This is a genomic window from Rothia sp. HMSC069C01, from assembly GCF_001814655.1.
In the GTDB taxonomy this organism is placed as follows: Bacteria; Actinomycetota; Actinomycetes; order Actinomycetales; family Micrococcaceae; genus Rothia; species Rothia dentocariosa.
Window position 1 is genome coordinate 769,336 of the sequence record NZ_KV817408.1, and the last position, 24,029, is coordinate 793,364.

Annotated in this window: 18 protein-coding genes and 1 tRNA gene; 7 read left to right on the forward strand and 12 right to left on the reverse strand. The window is 54.4% G+C overall.

Annotation, left to right across the window (positions count from 1 at the left end; all coding sequences use genetic code 11):
* Window positions 1–48: 48 nt before the first annotated feature.
* The 6 genes from thrB to argS form a co-directional block, all read right to left on the reverse strand.
* A complete protein-coding gene (thrB, locus tag HMPREF2981_RS10035; protein WP_070662764.1) occupies window positions 49–1,029 on the reverse strand; it encodes a homoserine kinase in 981 nt (326 codons plus the stop codon).
* Window positions 1,030–1,224: 195 nt separating this feature from the next.
* Window positions 1,225–2,325, reverse strand: coding sequence for a threonine synthase (gene thrC, locus HMPREF2981_RS10040; RefSeq protein WP_013398873.1), 1,101 nt, complete (start codon window positions 2,323–2,325; stop codon window positions 1,225–1,227).
* A 79-nt stretch (window positions 2,326–2,404) separates the two neighbouring features.
* Window positions 2,405–3,688, reverse strand: a complete 1,284-nt coding sequence (locus HMPREF2981_RS10045; RefSeq protein ID WP_070662766.1) for a homoserine dehydrogenase — start codon at window positions 3,686–3,688, stop codon at window positions 2,405–2,407.
* Window positions 3,689–3,894: 206 nt separating this feature from the next.
* A complete protein-coding gene (lysA, locus tag HMPREF2981_RS10050) occupies window positions 3,895–5,409 on the reverse strand; it encodes a diaminopimelate decarboxylase (protein ID WP_070662769.1) in 1,515 nt (504 codons plus the stop codon).
* A 27-nt stretch (window positions 5,410–5,436) separates the two neighbouring features.
* Window positions 5,437–5,592 carry a hypothetical protein gene (locus HMPREF2981_RS10910; protein WP_168165929.1) on the reverse strand — a complete coding sequence of 52 codons (156 nt, stop codon included), beginning with the start codon at window positions 5,590–5,592 and terminating at the stop codon, window positions 5,437–5,439.
* Window positions 5,592–7,256: an arginine--tRNA ligase gene (gene argS, locus HMPREF2981_RS10055; protein WP_180950105.1), complete on the reverse strand. Its 1,665-nt coding sequence runs from the start codon at window positions 7,254–7,256 to the stop codon at window positions 5,592–5,594. The genes HMPREF2981_RS10910 and argS overlap by 1 nt, the downstream gene beginning before the upstream one ends.
* A gap of 118 nt (window positions 7,257–7,374) precedes the next feature.
* On the opposite strand from argS, the gene HMPREF2981_RS10060 reads away from it, so the two are divergent.
* From HMPREF2981_RS10060 to HMPREF2981_RS10070, 3 genes are all read left to right on the forward strand, one after another.
* Window positions 7,375–7,447 (forward strand) — tRNA-Arg (locus HMPREF2981_RS10060).
* A 126-nt stretch (window positions 7,448–7,573) separates the two neighbouring features.
* Window positions 7,574–8,092 (forward strand): HXXEE domain-containing protein, encoded by a 519-nt coding sequence (locus HMPREF2981_RS10065; protein WP_070662775.1) that lies wholly within the window; start codon window positions 7,574–7,576, stop codon window positions 8,090–8,092.
* 222 nt (window positions 8,093–8,314) lie between these two features.
* Window positions 8,315–9,259 carry an NADP-dependent oxidoreductase gene (locus tag HMPREF2981_RS10070; protein ID WP_210398826.1) on the forward strand — a complete coding sequence of 315 codons (945 nt, stop codon included), beginning with the start codon at window positions 8,315–8,317 and terminating at the stop codon, window positions 9,257–9,259.
* A gap of 86 nt (window positions 9,260–9,345) precedes the next feature.
* Here the strand turns inward: HMPREF2981_RS10070 and HMPREF2981_RS10075 are convergent, their stop codons facing one another.
* Window positions 9,346–9,996 carry a GNAT family N-acetyltransferase gene (locus HMPREF2981_RS10075; RefSeq protein ID WP_070662778.1) on the reverse strand — a complete coding sequence of 217 codons (651 nt, stop codon included), beginning with the start codon at window positions 9,994–9,996 and terminating at the stop codon, window positions 9,346–9,348.
* Between the two features lie 111 nt (window positions 9,997–10,107).
* Here HMPREF2981_RS10075 and hrpA point away from each other — a divergent pair, with 111 nt between their 5' ends.
* A complete protein-coding gene (hrpA, locus tag HMPREF2981_RS10080) occupies window positions 10,108–14,547 on the forward strand; it encodes an ATP-dependent RNA helicase HrpA (protein WP_070662781.1) in 4,440 nt (1,479 codons plus the stop codon).
* Between the two features lie 89 nt (window positions 14,548–14,636).
* On the opposite strand, the gene HMPREF2981_RS10085 is transcribed toward hrpA, so the two are convergent.
* Both HMPREF2981_RS10085 and HMPREF2981_RS10090 read right to left on the reverse strand, forming a co-directional pair.
* Window positions 14,637–14,897, reverse strand: a complete 261-nt coding sequence (locus HMPREF2981_RS10085) for a Txe/YoeB family addiction module toxin (RefSeq protein ID WP_013398864.1) — start codon at window positions 14,895–14,897, stop codon at window positions 14,637–14,639.
* Window positions 14,898–14,899: 2 nt separating this feature from the next.
* Window positions 14,900–15,154 (reverse strand): type II toxin-antitoxin system Phd/YefM family antitoxin, encoded by a 255-nt coding sequence (locus HMPREF2981_RS10090; protein WP_070662783.1) that lies wholly within the window; start codon window positions 15,152–15,154, stop codon window positions 14,900–14,902.
* Between the two features lie 353 nt (window positions 15,155–15,507).
* Between HMPREF2981_RS10090 and HMPREF2981_RS10095 the strand changes: the two genes are divergently transcribed.
* Together HMPREF2981_RS10095 and HMPREF2981_RS10100 are read left to right on the forward strand one after the other, a co-directional pair.
* A complete protein-coding gene (locus HMPREF2981_RS10095) occupies window positions 15,508–15,924 on the forward strand; it encodes a hypothetical protein (RefSeq protein ID WP_246825455.1) in 417 nt (138 codons plus the stop codon).
* 120 nt (window positions 15,925–16,044) lie between these two features.
* Window positions 16,045–16,512 (forward strand): hypothetical protein, encoded by a 468-nt coding sequence (locus HMPREF2981_RS10100; RefSeq protein ID WP_246825456.1) that lies wholly within the window; start codon window positions 16,045–16,047, stop codon window positions 16,510–16,512.
* Between the two features lie 312 nt (window positions 16,513–16,824).
* On the opposite strand, the gene HMPREF2981_RS10105 is transcribed toward HMPREF2981_RS10100, so the two are convergent.
* From HMPREF2981_RS10105 to HMPREF2981_RS10115, 3 genes are all read right to left on the reverse strand, one after another.
* Complete coding sequence (locus tag HMPREF2981_RS10105) at window positions 16,825–17,820, reverse strand: hypothetical protein (RefSeq protein ID WP_141756684.1); 996 nt, start codon at window positions 17,818–17,820, stop codon at window positions 16,825–16,827.
* A gap of 190 nt (window positions 17,821–18,010) precedes the next feature.
* On the reverse strand, window positions 18,011–21,397 hold the full coding sequence (locus HMPREF2981_RS10110; RefSeq protein ID WP_070662793.1) for a bifunctional [glutamine synthetase] adenylyltransferase/[glutamine synthetase]-adenylyl-L-tyrosine phosphorylase: 3,387 nt from the start codon (window positions 21,395–21,397) through the stop codon (window positions 18,011–18,013).
* A 27-nt stretch (window positions 21,398–21,424) separates the two neighbouring features.
* Window positions 21,425–22,765 carry a glutamine synthetase family protein gene (locus HMPREF2981_RS10115; protein WP_004004410.1) on the reverse strand — a complete coding sequence of 447 codons (1,341 nt, stop codon included), beginning with the start codon at window positions 22,763–22,765 and terminating at the stop codon, window positions 21,425–21,427.
* Window positions 22,766–23,096: 331 nt separating this feature from the next.
* Between HMPREF2981_RS10115 and panB the strand changes: the two genes are divergently transcribed.
* A complete protein-coding gene (gene panB / locus HMPREF2981_RS10120) occupies window positions 23,097–24,020 on the forward strand; it encodes a 3-methyl-2-oxobutanoate hydroxymethyltransferase (protein WP_004004407.1) in 924 nt (307 codons plus the stop codon).
* Window positions 24,021–24,029 lie beyond the last annotated feature (9 nt).

Here is a 24,029-nt window from a genome sequence, read left to right on the forward strand (position 1 = left end):
ACCGGGAGATAAAAACAAACACGATAAACCCGTCAGGTGAAAAACACCTTACTGTGTAACTATAACACCTTCTGCATCGATTTCAAGGGGCATGACGCGCCATGACAGGCGACGCCCCTCATATTCGCTCCCCTCATGAGTAGCCTCAAACTCAGCGATCGCTCGCTGTGCTGCAGCGACTTCTTCACAGCTACGGGAGAAGGTTAATACGGTAGGCCCGGCCCCCGAAATTACGGCGGGAAGCTGTCGATCACGCAGATAGGCGACCAGCGCCGCACTCGGCTGCATCGCAGGTACACGGTAGCCCTGATGCAGATAGTCCACGGTCGCATCCATAAGATACTCCGGTGCCTGCGAAAGGGCTTGAATCAATAAAGCGGCACGACCTGAGTTTGCCGCAGCCTGCTCATGCGGAATCTCGGCGGGAATCAGCGAACGCGCAAGTTTTGTAGAAACTTCATAATCGGGCACCGCTACGATAGGTACAACGGCAGAATGAACCGGTACGACCAACGAACGCCAGTCCCCCAGTTCGCCCCAGGATATTGACAGCGAACCATACACCGAAGGCGCCACATTATCGGGGTGCCCTTCAAGGTCTGAAGCTACTTGAAGAATCTGGTCACGACTCAATTGAGCGTGCTCGGGAAGCAACCCGGAAGCCGCCGCAACGCCCGCAACAATAGCGGAGGCAGATGAGCCCATGCCACGTGAATGCGGAATACGGTTGTGTGCCGTCAGCCTGAGGGCGGGGAACTCATGAAGCCCGCCCCTCTCGAAGGCGGCATGCATCGCCTGAATCACTAGATGGGTTTCATCGCGCGGTACGGCCTCACTGCCCTCGCCGGAAAGCTCAAATTCTAAACCTTCAGAAATACACTCAACCCTAAGTTCATCATAAAACCCTAAAGCCACCCCTAAGGTATCGTAGCCGGGCCCGAGGTTAGCACTTGATGCCGGAACCTTGACGGTGACGGTTTTACCGACAGGAATATCTGCGCATGTGATAGGGGTATCGGAATTCGACATGGAAACCTCGGGTACATGTGGATGTTAGGAGCGCATACCGTGCTGTTCAAGCGGTGGAACAACACTAATGTCACTTACTTTACGAGAATTTATCCTAGCATTGAGCGGGTTACGGACAGAATAAGACGCCCTTGCCCAAGAAAATTTTCTCGGACAAGGGCGCATCGACCTATCGGTTAACAGGCTATAGGGTGGTTAGTTCAGGTCAAGAATATCTGCCACAGCCACAACATCGAAGGCTGCCTTAGTCGGTTCAACCTTCGCACCGTTGACCGGTTCCAGCGCCCACTGCGGATCCTTCAAACCATGACCTGTCACCGTAATGACAATGGTCTTGCCTTCAGGAGCCTCACCCGCGCGATGTTTCTTGAGCAGACCCGCAACACCAGCGGCTGAAGCGGGCTCAACGAAAACGCCCTCGCGGGAAGAGAGCCAGCGGTGCGCCTCAAGAATCTCTTCATCGGTAACGGCCTCAATCACGCCGCCGGATTCGTCACGTGCCGCTTCAGCTTTCTCCCATGAGGCAGGGTTACCGATGCGAATTGCGGTCGCAATCGTTTCGGGAGTGTCAATCGGGTGCCCTGCAACAATCGGGGCCGCGCCAGCTGCTTGGAAACCCCACATGATGGGTCGCTTGGTGGCGACCGGCTCTAGGACCTTGCCGTCACGGTTCGTATAGGGCTCGGAATACTCCTTGTATCCCTTCCAATAAGCGGTAATATTGCCCGCGTTACCTACCGGGAGCAGATGGTAATCGGGGGCGTCTCCCAGGGTGTCGACGACCTCAAAAGAACCAGTCTTCTGCCCCTCAATGCGGTAGGGGTTCACCGAGTTCACCAAGAATACTGGGTAATTCTCGCTGAGTTTACGGGCAATTTCGAGGCAGTTATCGAAGTTTCCGTCAATCTGAATAATATCGGCACCGTGGGCGATGGCCTGCGAGAGTTTACCCATCGAAATCTTGCCGTCCGGCACGAGTACCGCGCAACGCATCCCCGCTTGAAGCGCATATGCCGCTGCCGACGCTGAAGTATTACCGGTCGAAGCGCACACAACAGCCTTCGCACCTTCGCGTTTAGCGGCGGTAATAGCGCTCGTCATGCCACGGTCTTTGAAAGATCCGGTGGGGTTCATTCCCTCGAATTTGAGGTATACCGTATTGCCAGTCTGCGCTGACAGCGCCGGTGCGTGAATCAGCGGGGTTCCGCCTTCGCCTAGAGTTACCGGTTTTACCTCGTCCCCGAACGGAAGACGATCGCGGTATTCGTTAATGACGCCCTGCCACACATGTGCCATGGGATTCTCCTACTTTCTGCTGATGGTTTTACTCGCGCGGACTTGAGAATTTCCGCGCTGAAATTCTAGTCTTCCTGATCTATTTACCGGACTCGACGCGAATCACGGAAATAATCTCGCGCACAGTATCTAAACCGTCGATCACCGCGATCGCGCGGCGCAGGTCAGAGTCTTTGGCAGAGTGCGTCACCAGGCGAATCTGTGCGGCGCCATCCCGCGGAGTAGATTGACGCAAAGAATCCACCGAAATACCGTGTTCGGCGAAAATACGGGCAATGTTTGCGAGCACGCCCAATTTGTCATCAACCAGCATGCCTACCGAGTAGCGGGAGATAATGTCGCCCAATCCGGTAGCAGGCAGCTGCGCATAAGAGGACTCGGGCACACCTGGACCACCCAATACCAGACGGCGTGCTAACGACACAAAATCACCCAGAACGGCGGAAGCAGTCGGTGCTCCGCCAGCACCAGGGCCATAGAACATCAGCTCGCCTGCGTTCTGTGCCTGTACAAACACGGCATTAAATGCGCCATGAACACCTGCCAGTGGATGCTGCCGCGGAATAAGCGTAGGAGCCACACGGATATTGACTCCGTCACCATCTCGCTCACAAATGGCCAGGAGTTTAATCACGTAGCCGTCGGCATCTGCAGCGGCAACGTCATCGGCGCTTACGGCGGTAATACCCTCAACGTGAACGTCATCAATGGTGAAATCAGAATGGAACGCCAATGAGGCTACAATAGCAGCCTTTGATGCGGCATCATGACCTTCAACGTCGGCGGTGGGGTCTGCTTCGGCGTAGCCGAGTTCCTGGGCGTCTTTGAGCGCATCGGCAAAGGTTGCGCCGGTGGTATCCATCTGGTCCAGAATGTAGTTGGTGGTGCCGTTCATAATGCCCAGCACACGTGTTACGGTATCGCCTGCCAAAGAATCGCGCAGGGGGCGCAAAATCGGAATTGCGCCAGCGACCGCCGCCTCATAGGAAAGCTGTGCACCGGACTTATCGGCAGCAGCCTGAAGCTCAACACCGTGCTTTGCCAGGAGCGCTTTATTCCCTGAAACCACCGATTTACCTGCCTCTAGAGCGCGCAGAATGCGGGTTCGTGCAGGTTCAATACCGCCGGTCAGCTCGATCACCACGTCGGCAGCGTCAATCAGGGCGTCTGCATCGGTAGTGTACAGTTTCGGGTCGGCGTCCCAGTGGCGTTTAGCCGCAGTATCACGCACGGCTATACCGATCAGCTCAACAGGCGCACCTATCCGTTCTTTGAGAACCGCGCTATCCTCACTAAAAATACGCGCTACCTGAGAACCAACGTTCCCAGCGCCGAGCAGAGCAACCTTAATGGTGTCAGTCACGTTATCTCCTACATTTTGACCGAGTGGTGAACGCGCCTGTACGAACGGGCGACGTCATCATCAACTGTATCAAGAGAGCGGCGCCTGGGCGCGGTCAGGACGCCAACATTACCGCCATTTACGGGGGTGTCGTTATATTACGTGCAGCTTCTTACCCAAACATGCGCCACGCGGGGTCATCATGCGGAAAAGATTTGGAGCCCGTACTAGAAGCCCGTATCGAGAGCGAGCATCTCGTCTTCGCTTTGCCGGCGAATAATAGGATGCGCCGTTTCCCCCGCCGACGTAGCAATAACCGGCGGACGGCTCAGGTAGTTATAGTTTGACCCCAGCACATAACAGTACGCACCGGTAGCTGGCACCGCGAGAATATCCCCCGCACACAGGTCAGCAGGAAGATAGCAATACCGCACCACAATATCACCCGATTCGCAGTGTTTACCCACCACACGAGAAAGCACCTGCTCTCCCGCCGGGGCGCGGTTCGCCAAGGTTACCGCATAGTCGGCGTCATAGAGCACCGGGCGCGCATTATCGCTCATACCTCCGTCCACCGAGATGTACCGGCGTACTCGAATCTGACCGTGCTCATCCTCAATACTCACGTTTTTAATGGTGCCGACGGTGTAGAGCGTCACCCCTGAGGGACCTGAAATCGAGCGGCCAGGTTCAAAAGACATATGCGGAATCCTCATGCCAAGACGCACGCAGGTTGCCGCGACCGCATCCGCAATAGAGACGGTAATCTGCTCAATACTGCGCGGGGTATCGGCCTCGGTATAGCCAATACCGTAGCCGCCGCCCAGGTCAAGCTCAGGCAGACTAATACCGTATTTCTGGTTCACGGCGTGCATAAAGGTGAGGGCAGTATCTGCCGCTTGCTCGAAACCCTGAGCCTCAAAAATCTGCGAACCTATATGGCAGTGAATACCCCGGAATTCCAGGGAATCTGTGGCAGTGAGGATACCGGCGGCAAGCATCGCGTAGGATTCGTCCTCAGTGGTTGACCAATACTCAAGTTCATCTGCCTCTAACCCGGCAAGACGCGCGGTTCCAGGTTGAAGCGACATCCCAAATTTTTGATCTTCATGCGCCGTAGCAATAGATTCGTGGGTGGAGGCATGTACACCGGGCGTAATCCGAACGAGCACGGGAACCGCCGGATACGGCTCCTGCCCCGCAGCGGAGCGTTCTGCGTTCAGCTCGGCATGCACATCCGCGATGAGTTTAAGCTCGTCAACGGAATCTGCCACCACACGCCCTACCCCGTGTTTGATGGCGCGCGCAATCTCGCCGCGCGACTTGTTATTACCGTGCAGCGCAATATTTTGCCCGGAAACCTGAGCCCGCAGGGCAATCGCCAGTTCCCCTCCCGACGCCGTATCAAGACACAAACCTTCTTCATGCGCCCACCGCGCCACGGATGTGCACAGGAATGACTTTCCCGCGTAGTAGACACTCACCTGCGCGCCATACCGGGCGAAAGCATCCTCGAATGCCTGGCGGTACCCGCGTGCCCTAGCTCGGAATGTATCTTCCGAAAATACGTACTGCGGAGTATCGAACTCTTTGACAAGCTCACTCGCTGCAATGCCGTCGATGGTTAGCTCTCCCCCATGATTACGCTGAAATGAGTCCGTCCAGATGGTACGGTTCAGCTCGGCCGGATATTCGGGGCAGGTAAGCCAGTCGGGGGCGTACAGGGATTGTGCGTCGCTCATGCATAGTCCTCGGGTCTTGTGTCACGGTCACAGATTCGTGATGCCATCACCACTATATCGGAACGCCTTGCTGCCACGATGCTGCTCATAGGTGGTGTTCAGATAGCGGATGAACCGATAGACAAAAGCCGCGTGCCCCGTCATCGTGTTGGCGGGGTACGCAGCTTCCGGTCGGTTCGGCATTACATACGCTCGGGGGCGGTGACCCCCAGCAGACCCAATCCGTTGGCGAGTACCTGACGTGTTGCATTGTTGAGAAGCAAACGGGTACGGTGCAGATCAGTCACTGGCTCATCGCCCTTCGGAGCCACGCGCGAGAGGCCGTACCAGCTGTGGTAGGCCGCCGCAAGGTTTTCCAGATAACGGCTCACGCGGTGCGGTTCGTAGAATTCCGCTGCGGTACGCACGGTTGCCGGGTATTGCCCCAGCACTGCAAGAAGCTCAGTATCTGCGGGCGTATTCAGAAGCCCTGTGTCCACGCCATCGACAAGATGCACGCCAGCATCAATGGCGTTACGTTCTACAGCCGCAGTGCGGGCGTGCGCATACTGCACATAATAGACAGGGTTATCGCTGCTCTTCTGCACCAGCAGATCAAGATCGATATCAATTGTGCTGTCTACCGAGTAGCGGATCAGTTCGTAACGTGCCGCATCCACACCCACAGCCTCTACAAGGTCTTCAAGGGTGACGACGTTACCGGCACGCTTCGACATACGCACGTGTTTGCCGTCCTTGACAAGGTTCACCAGCTGCCCAATCATGACCTCAATCTGCTCGGTCCGGTACCCCAAGATTTGAGCGATAGCCTTGAGCCGTCCCACATAGCCGCTATGGTCTGCACCAAGCATATAGATGGCTATGTCCGCAGGGTTCTCAGGACGAGTCATTTTATTGCGGAAATACGCAATATCTCCAGCAACATAGGCGTGATTACCATCCGATTTAATGACCACACGGTCTTTGTCATCGCCGTAGTCAGTGGTGCGCATCCACCACGCGCCCTCGGATTCAAAAAGCTGACCATCCTGTTTCATCTGCTCAATGATGCGGTCGGCCTCGCCAGATTCAAATACCGAGTTTTCGTGGAAGAAGACATCAAAGTCGGTACCGAAACGGTGCAGAGACTCTTTAATCTGTGCGAACATAAGCTCGGTTCCGATCTCACGGAAAACTTCTGCGGGGTTTTCGGCGTCGAGCGCGTCTGGGCGTTGGGCGAGAATCTGATCTTTGATATCGGTAATATAGGCGCCCGCATAGCCGTCTTCAGGGGTAGGCTCTCCCTTGGCTGCAGCAAGAAGCGAGTTTACGAACCGATCAATTTGAGTGCCGTGATCGTTGAAGTAGTATTCGCGCACCACATTTGCGCCCTCGGCTTCGAGGATATTGGCGAGCGCATCACCTACGGCCGCCCAGCGGGTTCCACCCAAGTGGATAGGACCGGTGGGGTTAGCCGAGACGAATTCAAGGTTAATGGTTTTTCCCGCGAATTTATCGCTGGTTCCGTATGTTTTCCCGGCTTCGACGATAGTGGCGGCGAGGGTGCCTGCCGCAGCCGCATCCAGGGTTATATTGAGGAAGCCTGGACCGGCAATATCTACCGTTGAAACTCCCGGAATTGAGGCAATTTTATCGGCAAGAACAGCTGCTACTTCGCGAGGATTCTTGCCAACTTTCTTGGCGAGCTGCAGCGCAATATTAGTCGCCCAGTCACCGTGTTCGCGAGATTTCGGGCGTTCCACGCGCGCGAGGGGAAGCTCTGCGTTATCTGCGAGGGTAAGCTGACCGGATGCGATAGTTTTATCGAGTTCTTGAGCAATTGCTGCTGATAATTCTTCGGGAGTCATAGCTACATATTCTAGCAACATCTGATAGGATATAGAGGTTCGCTTGTGCGCCGTATGCGGCTGAAACGCCTAGTTTTTGGTCGAGGTGCCAAGGCGGTCGCCAAAATTTCATATGTCAGCCCTTGTAGCTCAGTGGATAGAGCGCTTGCCTCCGGAGCAAGAAGTCGAAGGTTCGAATCCTTTCAAGGGCACTTTTTTATTGGCCTATCCGCTTCAGCGGGTAGACCATTTTTATTGAACTACTGACATTAGCCCGCTGAGCCATACCATGAAATAACGTGGAGAAACGAAACTATGCAGGAACCTGGGAGGCTAGGATGTCTATAGGCACTTTTGCATTTATTACGATCGCTCTCTTCATGGTGCACGAATTTGAGGAGATCATCTTCGTGCGCCGCTACATCGAGAAGTACTCCAGCGATAACCGGTACCACGACGAACTCTTTATAGCGGGGCAAGACCATTACCCCTCAACCGCAGCTATTGCCGCCATGATCGGTGAGGAATTTATTGTTGCTTGTCTGATCCTTTTTAGCGGGGTCATATTTGATTCCATTGAGACCGTCACAGCTATCTTTATCGCTTATATTCTGCATCTTATCCTTCATATCCGCGAGGCGTTTATCTTTCCGGGATGGGCACCAGGCAGCAGGACCGCAGTATTTACGATGCCGCTTAACGCTATTACCTTATACGCTATCTTTGCTACCCAGCATATCGATTACCTCAAATTAGTTATTTTGACCGTGGTCTTGAGTGCTGTAGTTCTTATTAACCTACAGATGCTTTACCGGCTATCGGGAAAGATTGAAACGTTCATTCAGAAGATCGCGTAATACAGGGTTTCCCGGGTTTCTATAGTTAGACAATAAGCCCTCACGACGCTGATAGCTCTCTACTACAGGAACTGATAGGGCTTCAATTTAGCTAGATATGCACATACTCGTCATGAGAACGGCACGTGTGAGAGTTGCCTTTTATGACATGCTATTTTGCCCCGTGACTTGCGCTTGAGAGAATGTTTCCAACCGTTATCGTCACGGCAGAAGGGGCTCATCATGACCATGCACCAGGTACAGCTCACCGTATGGGGTGAGCCCGAGAATCTGCATTTTACAGAGGCTCCTATGCCTTCACCCCTTCGCGGGCATGTTCTTCTCAAAGTTACCGCCGCTGGTGTTAACCCTATAGACCTTACAACGCGCAAGGGATTGGGCCCTGCGGCATCATTGATTAATCTTGACCAAGAACCCGCCGTTTTAGGATGGGATGTCGCCGGTTTGGTTTGCGAAACGGCGGGCGATTACACGGGATTCCAGCCAGGCGAGAAGGTTTTCGGGCTGGTGCAGTTTCCGCATCCGGGTAAGGCATATGCCGAATACGTTTTGGCTCCTGCCCATCAGCTTGTGCACGCACCTGCAGATATTCCCGATGAGCAGCTAGGTGCCGCTCCCCTGGCAGCCTTGACGGCATACCAGGCACTTTTTGAGGTTGCGAACCTTAGCGCTGGGGAGCGCGTGCTAATCCATGCGGGCGCCGGCGGTGTTGGTCATCTCGCGATTCAGCTTGCTCTCAACACTGGCGCGACAGTTTACGCCACGGCTTCTGAGAAAAACCATGAGTTTATACAGTCTTTGGGCGCAGAATTTATCGACTATACAACCCAAGATTTCCGGCAGGTTCTAGGTCCTACCCTTGATGTGGTACTGAATTCTACGGGTGCACAAACCTTCGTAGATTCTTTGGATGTACTGGTTCCGGGCGGACGAATCGTGACCCTCACAAGCCCCGATCCTTTAGAGACTGCACGCGAGCGCGGGTTTACGGCAGAGTGGCTGACGGTGCATCCCGACCGTTATCAGCTGGGTGAGATTGCTCGACTCATGTCGCTGGGGATTGTGAAAGTTCACGTGGATCAGACTTTCCCACTAGAGCAGGCAGCGAAGGCTCATGAGCTTGTGGGCTCCCGGCATGTGCGCGGCAAAGTAGTGCTTGTTCCTTAGGATTCTACGTGGCCTTTGGGTGCGCACGACTTCTTAGGTAGAAGTCTGCTGTCTCTCACATTCTTCTGGAAGAAGAATCTGAATCTTTATAGGGCTGCCGATGCTCCAGACGATGAGGTGGCTGCCAGCACATGGTCCACGTCTCTGTGAAGGCGCGCAGCTATGGCGGCATCATAGAGCACGCCGTCGTAGCAGAACTTTTCACGTTCTACGCCCTCAACCACGAACCCCGCATGGCGCGCCACTGCCGCTGACGCCGGGTTATTGGTGCGGTACCCAAGTTCTAAACGACGAACACGTGAGGACCTTGCGGATGTAAGAGCTGAGAAATCGTAGCTGATCTTGGCTTGTTCTGCGGGTTTTCCAGGTGATACAGCGCTATCATTCGACGCGTCTATATTCTGTGCCCAGTCGCACGCCGCACGCACGCATCGACTTGTTATACCGAGCCCTCGGGTTTCTGCCGAGATCCAGTAATAAACCCAAGCTCTATCCCAGGTTCCAGAAGACTGGCGCCCCATACATCTGAAACCTACGCACCCGGCAGCTTGGTTATCAGCTTCCAGACACCATGCTATGTGTTCAGAAGACGGAAGAAGCTCTTCGCAGATGAGAGTTCGTGCATCTTCTACACTACCGAGAGCTGGCATCTGATGTACAAGGTCGGGCGTTGCACGGTATATGTCATAGAGTCTTGAGGCGTCATCTTCCCGCCAAGCCCGCAGTTTTATTTTCATGACCTGCCTTTGCGTTTGAGGTTATTAGTATCTGCTCCAAGATTACACAAGACTTCGCCGAAAAAACGGGTTTCTTGGGCACCAAATACAGAAGAGTAAACTAGTAACGATATGTCTGAGCAGAAACCCACCGAACACACAGATACTCCTAAGACCACTCGAACCGCGCCCAGTATGGCGAGCCTGGCGGCTGCCATTCATGCGGCGCCGGTGCGCGCACCTCAAAAGCCCGCGCGCACATCCCAAACATCCGATGAGAAACCCGGCGATGCTTCCACAGCAGAGCCAGGTGCAAAGCGGGCTACTTCCCACAAGAATTCCTCGCGTAAAAATAACGCTTCACGCTCCAAAAACCCGCACAAACGCGCGCATCACAAGAACCACCGGGACCAGCCCGAACAGCGTCCCTACAACCCGCTGATTCCCGCTGAGATTACCTATCCCGAAGAACTGCCCGTCAGCGAGCGCCGCGAAGACATTAAGACGGCTATTCGTGATCACCAGGTCATCATTGTCGCTGGCGAGACCGGCTCGGGTAAGACCACGCAGTTGCCCAAGATGTGCTTGGAACTCGGTCTTGCTGAAAAAGGCATGATTGGGCACACCCAGCCGCGCCGCCTTGCCGCACGTTCGGTGGCGGAGCGCATCGCCGAAGAACTGGGGCAGAAAATTGGTGAGACCGTGGGTTACCAGGTGCGTTTCACCTCTGAGGTGGGCGAGAACAGCGCTATCAAACTCATGACGGACGGTATTCTGCTCGCCGAAATTCAGCACGATAAGCTGCTGCGCAAGTATTCCACGCTCATTATTGACGAGGCACATGAGCGCAGCCTAAATATTGATTTTATTCTGGGGTATCTGAAGCGGATTCTGCCGAAGCGCCCCGATTTGAAGGTCATTATTACCTCCGCAACCATTGATCCTGAACGATTCGCGAGGCATTTCGCACCGAGTTTCGTGCCAGGTAAGGGTGTGGTAGACGATTCTCTCAGCGATGAGGAACGTGAGCTTGCCGAGCAGATTCTTCCCGATGATGCTCCCCCGATTATTGAAGTTTCGGGGCGCACCTACCCGGTGGAGATTCGCTACCGCCCGCTCGATGGGGACGACTACGCTGATGAAGATGAAGGCGACGAAGACCGTGACCCAACCGATGGAATCCTTGCCGCCGTTGAGGAGTTGTCGAAGGAGGCGCCCGGCGATATCCTGATTTTCTTCTCGGGCGAGCGTGAAATTCGCGATGCTCACGATGCTTTAGAGTCTTTGGTTGCCAAGTCCCCACGTATGAACTATGAGGTTCTGCCGCTGTATGCGCGTCTGTCTCTCGCGGAGCAGCATCGTGTGTTTACGCCGGGGAGTCGGCCGCGCATCGTGCTGGCGACGAACGTTGCGGAAACTTCGCTGACGGTGCCGGGTATCAAGTATGTGATCGATACCGGTACCGCCCGCATTTCGCGGTATTCGGCGCGCACGAAGGTGCAGCGCCTGCCGATCGAACGGATTTCGCAGGCAAGCGCGAACCAGCGCTCGGGGCGGTGCGGCCGTGTGAGCGATGGTATTGCAATTCGGCTGTATTCTGAGGAGGATTTCGCGTCGCGCAGCGAGTTTACCGACCCGGAGATTCTGCGCACGAACCTGGCGGCCGTTATTTTGCAGATGATTGCGATCGGCGTGGTGCGTGAGCCCGGCGATATTGCGCGTTTCCCGTTTGTGCAGCCGCCCGCATCACGCGCGATTAATGACGGCGTGAATCTACTGCGTGAGCTTGGGGCGCTTTCTGAAAAACCGGCGCGCACGGATAAAAGGGGGAAGCATCATCGTACTACCTCGACGCTGACCGCTACGGGGCGTGCAATGAGTGCGTTCCCGGTCGATCCGCGCTTGGCACGCATGATTATTGAGGGTTCGCGCCGTGACTGTGCTAAAGAGATGATGGTTCTTGCCGCTGCTTTGACGATTCAGGATCCGCGCGAACGCCCGGCTGAGGTGCGTGGCACCGCCGATGAGATGCATGCCCGTTTCACGGACGATAAATCTGATTTTTCGTCGTTCCTGCTGCTGTGGCAGTACATTAATGAGCGCCAGGCTGAGCTTTCCTCTTCGCAGCTGCGAAAGATGTGCCACCGCGAGTTTATTAACTTTTTGCGTATTCGTGAGTGGCAGGATCTTTTCGCCCAGCTGCGTGAGATGGGGCGCACCGCGAATATCCGCGTGTCGAACGGGCGCGATATTGACGCGTCGGGGCGTGAGGTTGAGATTCATAAGAGCCTGCTTTCGGGTCTGCTCTCGCATGTGGGCGCTAAGGAGGAGCGTGAGAAAACCTACGGCAAAGCCCCGCGTGGCCCGCGTGAATATCTGGGGGCGCGCGGCACAAAATTCGCTATCTTCCCAGGTTCAGGGCTTTTCAAGCAGAACCCTGACTGGGTGCTTTCTGCCGAGCTTGTGGAGACTTCCCGGCTGTGGGCGCGCACAAACGCCGCGATTGAGCCGCAGTGGGTTGAAGAAGTGGGCGGGCACCTGCTGAAGAAGCAGTATTCCGAGCCGCATTGGTCGGCAAGCCGAGGTGCCGCCGTGGCGTATACGAAGGGCACACTGTACGGGCTGACGATTTATGCTGACCGTCCAGTGCAGTATTCCCGGGTAGATGCCGCCGCTGCACGTGAGATTTTTATTCGTTCCGCCCTGGTGGAGGGCGACTGGCGCACCCAGCACAAGTTCTACAAGCGCAACCTGCGTGCCCTGGCTGAGGTCGAGGAGCTTGAGGCCCGCCTGCGCCGCCGCGATCTGCGAGTGGATGACGCCGTGCTTTTCGAGTTCTATAATGCGCGCGTCCCCGAGCATGTGACGGACGTTCGTTCCTTCGATAAATGGTGGAAGCACGCACGTTTAGAAAACGATAACCTGCTCGATTTCAACCCGGAAAACCTTATTAATGAGGACGCCGCCGATTATGACGATTCGCAGTTCCCGCGCCAGTGGGTACAGCGTACTGACGGCGGCGAACTCACCCTGGATTTGCGGTACGAATACGCCCCGGGGGCAGGGTTGGGCGGTGCCCGCACGGATGCGGCAAAACGCGACGGAGTGGCGGTTCAGGTACCGATTCTGTTCTTGAACCAGCTGACCCCCGAGCCGTTCCGCTGGCAGATTCCGGGAATGCGCCATGAACTTTTAACGGCACTCATTAAATCGCTTCCGAAGGCGATTCGCCGTAATTTTGTGCCCGCCCCGGATGTTGCACGCATGGCGTTGGAGTCTTTAGAGGCTGACTACTCCCCCGCGACTGACGAGCTTCTGCCCTCGTTCGCGCTGGTGCTGCGTCGTCTGCGCGGCGTGGTGGTTGAGCCGGATGCCTTCGACTGGGACTCCGTGCCGGATCATCTGAAGTTCACGTTCCAGGTACGTGACGCCCGCAATAAGATTCTGGGCGAAGGCAAAGATATTCGTGAGCTGCAGCAAAAACTCCATGCGCAGATTCGCTCAGCCCTAGCAGATTCGCTGGGCGCTTCTGAAGATACGGTGGCGAAGATGGCGGCGCTCGCAGGTGGGAACTCCGCTCAGGTAGCCTCATCGCAAACCGGTTCGGCGCAGCAGGGCGCGCAGGAAAACAGCGCAGGATCGGGCGCAAAACCCGGGAAAACCGCCGCTCAAGGTATAGGATCGCAAGATTCTATCCACGAAACCACGGGCCTGACCGACTTTCCTGGCGAAGAGATTCCGCGCAAGGTACAGCGCATTATTGCGACCCAGGCGGTCAGCGGATACCCGGCGCTGGTGGACGAAAAAACGAGTGTGGGCATCCGTATTTTCCCCACCGAGGCCGAGCAGGTGCATTCGCAGCGGCGCGGTATTATTCGTCTTCTGCAGCTGCAGGTGCCCTCGCCTGAGCGGTATGTGAGCGATCACCTGTCAAATAAAGAGAAGATTGTGTTCACACAGAACCCGCACGGCTCGATTGACGAGCTGATTCGGGACTGCACGGTTGCCGCGCTCGACAAGCTGGTTCCGCATACGCCCGTGTTCACGCGCGGCGAATACCGCGAGCTGTTCGAGCATGTGCGCGCCGAGCTGATCGATACCGTCTTTGATGTCACCAAGCTGGTTGCCGAAATCCTCTCAGAGGCGGCGGCGCTGCGCAAAGCCATTAAGAAGGCAACCTCGCTGAGCACCATGCACGCCGTCTCAGATGTGAAGGGGCAGCTCGATAACCTGGTGTACCCCGGATTCGTGGCGAATACCGGGTACGATCAGCTGGTTCACTTGCCGCGCTATCTTAAGGCCGCGCAGATACGCTTGACGAAGCTGGGGCCGAACCTGAACCGGGATAATCAGCTCATGCTCACTGTGCAGGATTTGGAAGACTCCTACGATTTCGCCGTCAAATCGCTGCCTGAGGGTACTCTCATTCCCGATGCGCTCGCCCGCGTGAACTGGATGCTTGAGGAGCTGCGCGTGAGCTTCTTCGCCCAGGAACTCGGCACGGCGTACACGGTCTCTGAGAAGCGCATCGCCAAGGCACAACGCGAGGCGCTGGAGCAAGTGAAAAGGTAGGTTTTCGGCGAGCTCTATCTAGGTTTTCGTTCCTCGAAGGGTTGGGTGTTGCCACAAGATTCTGAATCTTGTGGCAACACCCAACCCTTCTACGCGCCATAGTGATATCGGCATGAAGCTATGACAATAGAGTCGTCAGTAAGCTTGTATACGAGACGGTGTTCATCAGTAATTCTGCGTGACCACCAGCCTGAAAATTGATGTCTGAGAGCTTCAGGCTTCCCTATACCTTCATTACCATTTCGCTCAACATCTTTGATCAGTAGATTAATGCGCTTGAGAACCTTCCGATCTTGCACCTGCCACCAGAGATAGTCGCTCCATGCTGAATCGTCAAAAATAATTCTCACAACTATTCCTCAATCAGCTGATGTTCAGACCCAAGACCAACTTCAAGACGAGAGATAGATTCCATAAGACGACGTGCATTAGCCGGGGAGCGCATAAGGTAGGCAGTCTCTTGAAGAGATTCATATTCAGACAAGGAGAGGATAACTGCTGGCTCGTGCCCCGATCGAGTAATAACAATTTCTTCACGGTGGTCTTCAACGTGGTCAAGTACTTCAGCATACCGAGCCCGAGACTCGGTGTAAGACATGGTTTTCATAAACACCTTCTTTCTCTGTACAGTATAATGTACAGAGGGCTTGATAGGAAAGCAATGAAGCTCGGTTACCATACATTTAGACCGGTTTCTCCAGTTATTTCTGCGCCAGTCCGAAAGTTTTGAACACGTATGATGATGGTATGAGTTTTATCCCTACGTTGGTTCTTCTGATAGGTATTAGTGCGGGAAGCAGCTATTTTTACAGACAACATGCCGCGCGGATAAAACCTCAGCCTGATGGAACCGTCCGAGCGAAGCTGCCCGGCTGGTACATCGCGTTTGGTTATTTTCTCATTGCAGCAGGAGTCTTCTTAGCCTTTGCTTCACTTATTTTAAGTTCAGGCAGCAATCCTATGCCCCTAAACATGGCGATTGGCTTTCCTGCTATGACCTTCGGTCTTGGTATCGTGACGATTCTTATGGGTCAGCGCCAATACATTGAAACTGGCGTGGACTATATCGAACGCCGCGCTTGGTACGGCAAAGTGACCCGAATTCCCTTCCATGAGATTGACTCGTACTCGTATAGTCCAGCGGGCCTTGGCGGTTGGCTGGTTCTTAAGGCGGCGGATAGACGCAGGATAGCGTTTAACTCTCGTTTTCTACGGGGTGAACGGGTGATTGCTGCGTTGGCGTTTCGCCAGATTAATGGCCGCTGGCCCTCCCCATACAACCAGGAGGAACAACGAGTCTTGGGAGAGGAATCATCCCTGAGAGCTGCTCAGCAGTACCTTGCGAAGACTCCGAAAGCTCCGGGCTTGCGGCGGTAACAGATACGGTACCTACAACAGCAAGAGATTCGGAGGTGGGCAAGAAAACCTTGCTCTAAGGTCGGTCCGCAAGTATCTGGTCTCCTCTTCCTCAGTTTTTTGAACACGTATTATGGATATATGACTTTTATTATTACTGCGATTCTTCTGGTGTGTATCGGTACGGTTAGCGGATACTTCTATAGAAAACATGCCGCACAGGTAAAGCCTCAACCCGATGGGACGATCAGGGCAAAGCTGCCCAGTTGGTACAGATTTTGTGGTTACTTCCTCGTCGCTGGGGGAATACTCTTTGCCCTTATCACCCCAGCCTTGATCTCGGGCAGTAATCCGATGCCTCCATATATGGCGTTTGGGGTTATTGGAATCTGCTTAGTGTTTGGCGTCTGGGCAATTCTCATGGGCCAACGTCAGTATGTTGAAACCGGCGTAGATTACATAGAGCAGTGCACATGGTACGGCAAAGTTACCCGTATCCCCTTTCACGAGATTGATTCGTATGCGTATAGCTCGGGGCATCCTGGTGGATGGTTGGTTCTCAAGACAGCAGATAAGCGCAAGATAGCCTTTAACTCTCGTTTTCCATAGAGTGAACGGGTGATTGTTGCGTTAACGTTTCGCTAGATTAGTGGCCGTTGTCTCTCCATATGACCAGGAGAAACAACGAGTCTTAGGAGAGAAATCATCCATGAGAGCTCCCCAGCAGTACCTTGTAAAGAATCCGAGAGTTCGGGGCTTGCGGAGATAATAGATATAGATACGGCACTTATTTGGGGTAGATAAGTTAAATCTAAGTAAGGTGGGAGCCTTTCTTTATTCGGGAGTATTTACACTACTTTCATAATGAAGAGCATCAAAGAACTTTTATATATAAAACTGTATATATAAATATTTTCTTGCCTATCTACCATATGATTTAAAACACTTACTAGAATCTTGGGTTAATTCAACAATATTTTTCTTAGGTACAACCGCCAAAGAATTTCGCTTCTCTCCCATTAATCCTTCTGAAGATACCCATAACCCAGATTTTGTCTTTTCGTCTCTATACGAATCTATTATAACAATATTAATATTATCTTTATCTTCATTATACGAATAATAGGATAATACTTGAGAACCACTGTAACCTTTAGAGCCATGATAGATATCATTACTTTTATTACTAAAATTTATACCTGATACACGCATACATCCAGTGCCATATCCTCCACTATACTCAATAGATGGTATAGCAACAAAGAAGGAAAATATAAGCACAGCTACAAAAAACCATCGTGAAAATTTAAGTCCTAAATATTTCTTGTAACGAATATTCTGACGGTTCCATATTTTTCTTTCAATTATACGATTGGATACCACTGATAAACTTCCAATATAAAACGTTAAAGAAAATAACATTATTATAAATGTTAGAAAGTAATAAATATTTAAAATATCAAATCTTAATGACCATAGAATTATTATAAACACAGACATAGATACAGATGACACAATAAGACTCTGGCCATAAAGCTTCATAAGCTTCTTACGCATACTACTACCATCACTGTAACGGCGATTCGACATATACGGCTTAATAAATTTCCAAACAGCAAAGAGTATTAGCAGATAGACACCTATAAGTATGGTGCTCGAAAGAAGCTTTACTAATCCCCCACCAAACCCTTCTTTAGATACCAAAAATAAAGTAGCATGAAAATCAAATGAGGTAATTATTAAACCCCAGAGAAATATATTAATAACTCCCCAAAATGCAAAAACCGCACCACCAACTTTTAACACCCTATCCCAATTATCCATAGAATGGAGTATTACATTAAATAAACCGGGGTTGTTTCCTGCATGTCTAGGCATGCCTTTAATATAGGATGGAATTCTTTTTCTTTCATTCACTTTAACTTCACCTCTACAACTGCCACCTGCTCATCAAAGTAATTACACACAAACCCAATTTTATATACTATGGAAAGTATTCCAACATGATATCCTTCTCTTATAAAAAACTCTAGCATCAGAGTAGAACATTCCATAAATTATGTCAACCAGACAAGAATATGACTTATATTATTTTCTTAAGAAATAATTACCCCTCAAAGAAAAGCCTTTCATAGACTTTCCTAGCATTTCGGGTAGCCCTTAAATAATCTTCTTCCAGCTGGCGGGCGCTGCCTGGGGTGTAGCCGCTCCAGCGGGCTACCGCCTCCAGGGCATCACGCAGAGTCGGCAGCAAATCGGATTGGCGCACGCCGCGTAGCACGTTGCCGCCGCGAATCTTGGTTGCCAGCAGCCACGCATCCCGCAGAACCTCCGCGTCCTCGGCAGCCACCAAGTTAGCCTGAACAGCAGCATCCAGCGCCTCCAAAGTCGAGGTTGTGCGAAGCCCCTCAACCTTATGAGCATGTTGAAGCTGAATCAGCTGAACCAGCCACTCCACATCCGAAAGGCCGCCACGCCCCAGCTTCAACTGCCGGGTACGGTCCGCACCGTGCGGCATGCGCTCATGCTCCACGCGCGCCTTCATGCGCCGCACCTGCTGTACCTGCTCCACCGTGAACTCACGCGGATACCGGTACGGGTTAATCAGCTCAACAAACGCGCTCCCCAAGTCTTCAGAACCGGCGATCGGGCGCGCCCGCAAGAGCGCCTGAAACTCCCAGGTCTCAGCCCAGCGCTCATAGTAGGCGCGGTACGAATCCAGCGAGCGCACCAGCGCCCCCTGCTTACCTTCGGGGCGCAAATCTGCGTCTACCTCAAGCGGGCGTTCGGCACGAATTGCCGGGCGTACCGGCTGTTTAATTAGCTGCATCAGCCGGTTCACAATGCGGTTCGCCTGCGCCTGGGCTTCTTTCTCATCGGCGCCCTCCACGGGGCGGTGCACAAACATCACGTCTGCATCCGAACCGAAGCCGTTCTCTGCACCGCCCAGACGACCCATCGCAATTACCGTGATCTCGGTTAGTAGCGGGTTCCTCTGTCCCTCTTCGGGGTTCTCCCCCGTTGCCTCTTGAGAATCACTCTGCGGTGCGTCATTCTTCTGGGGCGCAGTTTCCTCGTTGCGCTCCCCTGCCTTGACCTCTTCGCGTTCCGCCAGGGCAAGCGCCGCGCCAATGGTACACTCGTCCACGGTCGCCAGCCCGGTGCATACCTGCTGCACGTTCAGCAGGTTCAGGGCGTCCCCCATCGCAATGCGCAGAATCTCGCGGCGGCGCAGGTACCGTACCGCGCGCATAGCGTCCGCAGAGTCCTCGTGTCGTGATAGGAGCGAGGTAATTTCAGCCTTGAGAGCGCCCGCGCTCAGCGGCTGCAGGTCGGCAACCTTGTCAAGCCAGGTGATGGAGGTGGGCGCGTCTTCCAGCAGGTCGGTAATATACCGTGAGCTTGAGAGTATCTGGCACAGCCGCTCCGCTGCGGCGGGCGAATCACGAAGCATACGCAGGTACCAACTCGTGGTGCCCAAAGACTCTGAGACCAGGCGGAACCCCAGCAGCCCGGCGTCTGCATCTACGCCCTCAGCAAACCAGCCCAAGAGCACAGGCATCAGATGCCGTTGAATCTCGGCGCGGCGGCTGACCCCGTTGGTGAGCGCTTCGATATGCCGCATGGCTCCGCGCGGGTCGCGGTAGCCGAGAGCAGCCAGACGATCCTGCGCCGCCTGGTCAGAAAGCGCCACTTCATCGCGGCTCAGTGTTGAAACCGCGGCCAGCAGCGGGCGGAAGAATATACGTTCATGCAGGGAACGCACATTGCGTTTGAGTTTCCGCCATGCTTTGAGCATCTGCTCAGCCGAGAGCGTTCCCATACGCTCAGCGGGCACTAGGGAGCGGGCAAGAGCGCGCTGTTCTCCGGCGCGGTCGGGCATCAGGTGGGTGCGGCGCAAGTGCATAAGCTGAATGCGGTGCTCCAGCAGACGCAATTTCTTGTAGTCGCGTGAGAACGCTTCGGTATCGGCGCGACTAATGTAACTGGCACGGGTAAGTGCGGCAAGCGAATCCAGGGTAGATTTGGTACGCACCGCAGAGTCGGTTCGCCCGTGCACCAGCTGCAAAAGCTGAACTGTGAACTCAACATCGCGCAGACCACCGGGACCGAGTTTTATTTGACGTTCCAGCTGAGCGGCAGGAATATTATCGGTCACGCGAGCGCGCATAGCCTGCACAGATTCCACGAAGGAATCCCGTGCGGCTGATTCCCATACGAACGGCTCGATTGCGCGCGCATATTTTTCACCTAAATGCGCAGACCCAGCGATCGGTCGGGCTTTCAAAAGCGCCTGAAACTCCCAGTTCTCAGCCCAACGTTTGTAGTACCGCACATAGGATTCGACGGTGCGCACCAGCGGCCCGTCCTTGCCTTCGGGGCGCAGGTTCGCGTCCACCTCCCACAGCGGTGGTTCGGAGGCAGGCGCCATAATCGCCTTCGTTAGCGCATGAACCAGCTCAGTACCGATCTGGGCACAGTCCTGCTCGGTGAGGGGTTCTACTCCCTCGGGCAGTTCACTGGCGGGAACGGGTGCTATCACATACACCACGTCTACATCAGAAATATAGTTCAGCTCGCGCGCCCCGCATTTGCCCATACCGATAATCGCCAAATCCAGGGCATCTACGGATGCACCCCGCGCGGGTGCCGAGCACAGTCCACCACCCAGACCCTCGGCAACTTCGGTGCGGGCTATCGCGAGCGCTCCTTCCAGAGCGGCGGCGGCAAGATCAGCAAGATGCCGCCCAACCGTGGGCATAAGTTCCACAGGATCGGGCGAACACACATCAACAAGCGCAATTTTCGTGAGTGCGGCACGGTACGCCACGCGCAGCGCCGTATACCCGTCTTTACCCGTCATCTCACGTGATGCGCGCGGCCGCTCATCGTCGGGATTTGCACCCACCGCTTCCAACAGATCCGTACGGTATGCGGTTGCCAGCGGGGCCTTAGGCTCATCAATATCGTCGAGCTTTTTACCCCCGGCAGTGCCGCTGTACCCGCGAATATGCGGGGTTTCTTCAACATCGTGCGGGTCTATCTGCGGCTCAATATCCTCCGCCTGAACGGTGCTGGGCTCTTGAGTGGCGATAAGCTCGGGTTCAGAGTCTAGCCCGTGGCTGTCGAGAACTTGGTCGATTAAATGCGGGTTGCGGTACAGAAAATCGCCCAACGCCTGCGAAGAGCCCAAAAGCCGGAACATGCTAAATTCGGCATCCCCGCGGTTCGCGCGCTCCGCCGTTGCGGGGTGCTTTTCGATAAGCCTCACCAACGAAGGTAACGCGATATCCGGCGAGGGTGCCCAGCGCAGCCCGGCAAAGAGGGCATCCATATTAACTTGGGCGAGTTCGGGGGAATCAAGCCAGCGCTCGCTCTTTGTGGCATCGTAGAACCCAGCGGCGACCATGCGCGTGCGCCTGCGTGCGTGTTCTTGACGTTCCGCATCCGCCGGTGCCGCCGTTGTGCCTTCAGTAGGTTGCTGCTCTGGCATGGTCCCCTCCCGAAACTCGCCTATCCGCTAGAGAATACCCAGATTATGCTTGAGCTCATACGGAGTGACCTGCGCCTGGTATTGTTCCCAGTCGGCGCGCTTATTGCGTAAGAATTGTTCGAAAACCTGCTCGCCCAGAGCCTCTGCCATGAACTCGGAGTCCTCGGTACGGTTAATAGCCTCACGCAGAGAAGCAGGCAGCGGATTGTACCCCATAGCGCGGCGTTCTGCGGTTGTCATGGCGGCAAGGTCTTCAGTCACGGCAGGCATGAGCTCATACTCGTGCTCAATACCTTTGAGCCCTGCAGCGAGAATTACCGCATATGCCAGGTAAGGGTTCGAGGCCGAATCAAGCCCGCGGTATTCGATGCGCGCCGCCTGCATCTTATTCGGTTTATAGAGCGGCACACGCACCAACGCCGACCTATTATTGTGCCCCCATGAAACATAACTGGGTGCTTCCCCGCCGCCCCACAGCCGCTTATATGAATTGATGAACTGATTGGTGACCGAGGTAAACTCCGGGGCATGCTTGAGTACCCCGGCAATAAAGTGCCGTGCCGTCTTTGAGAGACGATACTCAGCCCCGGCCTCGAAGAACGCGTTGGTATCGCCTTCGAAAAGCGAGAAATGGGTGTGCATACCGCTGCCGGCATATTTGGTAAAAGGCTTAGGCATAAAAGTTGCGTAAAGATCCCGTGTGTATGCAACCTCTTTGATGACGGTGCGGAACGTCATCACATTATCGGCGGTCTGCAGGGCATCAGCGTGGCGCAGGTCGATCTCGTTCTGCCCGGGACCAGTTTCATGGTGGCTGAACTCCACCGAGATACCAACCTCTTCAAGCATGGTCACTGCCTTGCGACGGAAATCCTGCACAATCCCGCCGGGTGTGTGATCAAAATAGGATTCATAGTCTACCGGTACCGGAAAACCGTCATCACCCAGCTGAGCAGATTTGAGCAGATAAAACTCAATTTCGGGCGAGGTATAGCAAGTGAATCCCATTTCAGCCGCTTTGTTGAGGGTTCGCTTGAGTACGCCGCGAGTGTCGGATGCGCTCGCCTCACCATCGGGTGTAAGAATATCGCAGAACATGCGGGAGGTATGGTCTTCAATCCCGCGCCAAGGCAATATCTGGAATGTGGAGGGATCGGGTTGAAGCAGCATATCGGATTCGTACACGCGTGAAAGACCCTCAATAGAGGAACCGTCAAAGCCGAGCCCTTCCTCGAAGGCGCTTTCAACCTCAGCTGGGGCTAATGCTACGGATTTGAGGGTTCCCACCACGTCGGTAAACCACAGCCGAATAAAGCGAATGTCGCGCTCTTCGATGGTGCGCAGTACAAATTCCTGTTGACGGTCCATAGATATCTCCCTGTATTCCGGGCGGTAGCTGACTCGGCGGTGAGTGATGCCGTGCTCACGCATATGTTGGTGCCGCAAGACGCGAGTGCGCTGGCACGGTTTTATGTCTCTTTCTAGACTATCGGTTTCTTCCCGCAAAAGCCTGATGTTCAGGTTTCGTTTATGTAAATTCTGTGGGTCAGGTAAGCATCTTAGCTCAGCTGTTGTATGTTTCGTTCACGCTAAAGGACATTAGACTCCTCGATGAATTGGCGCAGCCATAGCATCAGGCGTTATCTATCAGCGAACCGCTCCCCAGCACTACCGGAGCAACCACGATAAAATAGACCCCATGAGCGAGAACGAAAACGCCCCTTACGCACCATCCGCGCCTGCCGCATCTGCACAGCACCCGCACAACGCGACGAGCGCCGCCCCCACAGGAACCGGGGATAAGCCTTTCAACCTTGAAGCGGTGAAGAAAGTGCGTACCCTCCACCTCGCGCAAGCCAAAGCTGCGGGCGAAAAGTTCTCAATGCTCACCTGCTATGACTTCTTAACAGCCCAGATTTTTGACCGCTCGGGAATCGATATGCTTCTTATCGGTGACTCCGCCGCTAATGTCGTCTACGGATATGAGTCCACTCTCACCGTTACTCTTGACGAGATGATTCCGCTCGTAGCCTCAGTAGCACGCGGCGCATCCCGTGCTATGGTGGTCGCCGATCTCCCCTTCGGCAGTTACGAGCAGTCTCCCGCACAAGCGGTCGCTTCGGCGGCGCGCCTCATGAAAGAAGGCGGGGCACACGCTATCAAAATCGAGGCCAACGCCGCTATGACCGAGTGGGTTCGTGCCATAGTTCGTGCAGGTATTCCGGTTGTCGCACACGTCGGTTTCACCCCGCAGTCGGAGCATGCTCTCGGGGGTTTCCGGGTGCAGGGCCGCGGCGAAAAAAGCGATGCCGTTGTTGCGGATGCACGCGCCCTCGCCGAAGCTGGCGCATTCTGTGTGCTTCTTGAAATGGTGACTACAGAGACCGCGCGCCGCGTTGATCAGGCGGTGGGCGCAGTTCCTACTATCGGTATTGGCGCAAGCAACGTCACTACCGGTCAGGTGCTTGTCTGGCAAGACGCTATGGGAATGCGCGAGGGCAAACTCCCCAAGTTCGTCAAACAATTTGCGCAGATCGGTTCGCTTCTTGAAGATGCGGCACGTGCCTACCGCGCCGAGGTGCGCTCGGGCGAGTTCCCCGCCCAAGAACACACTTTTGAGTAGGATCTCCTC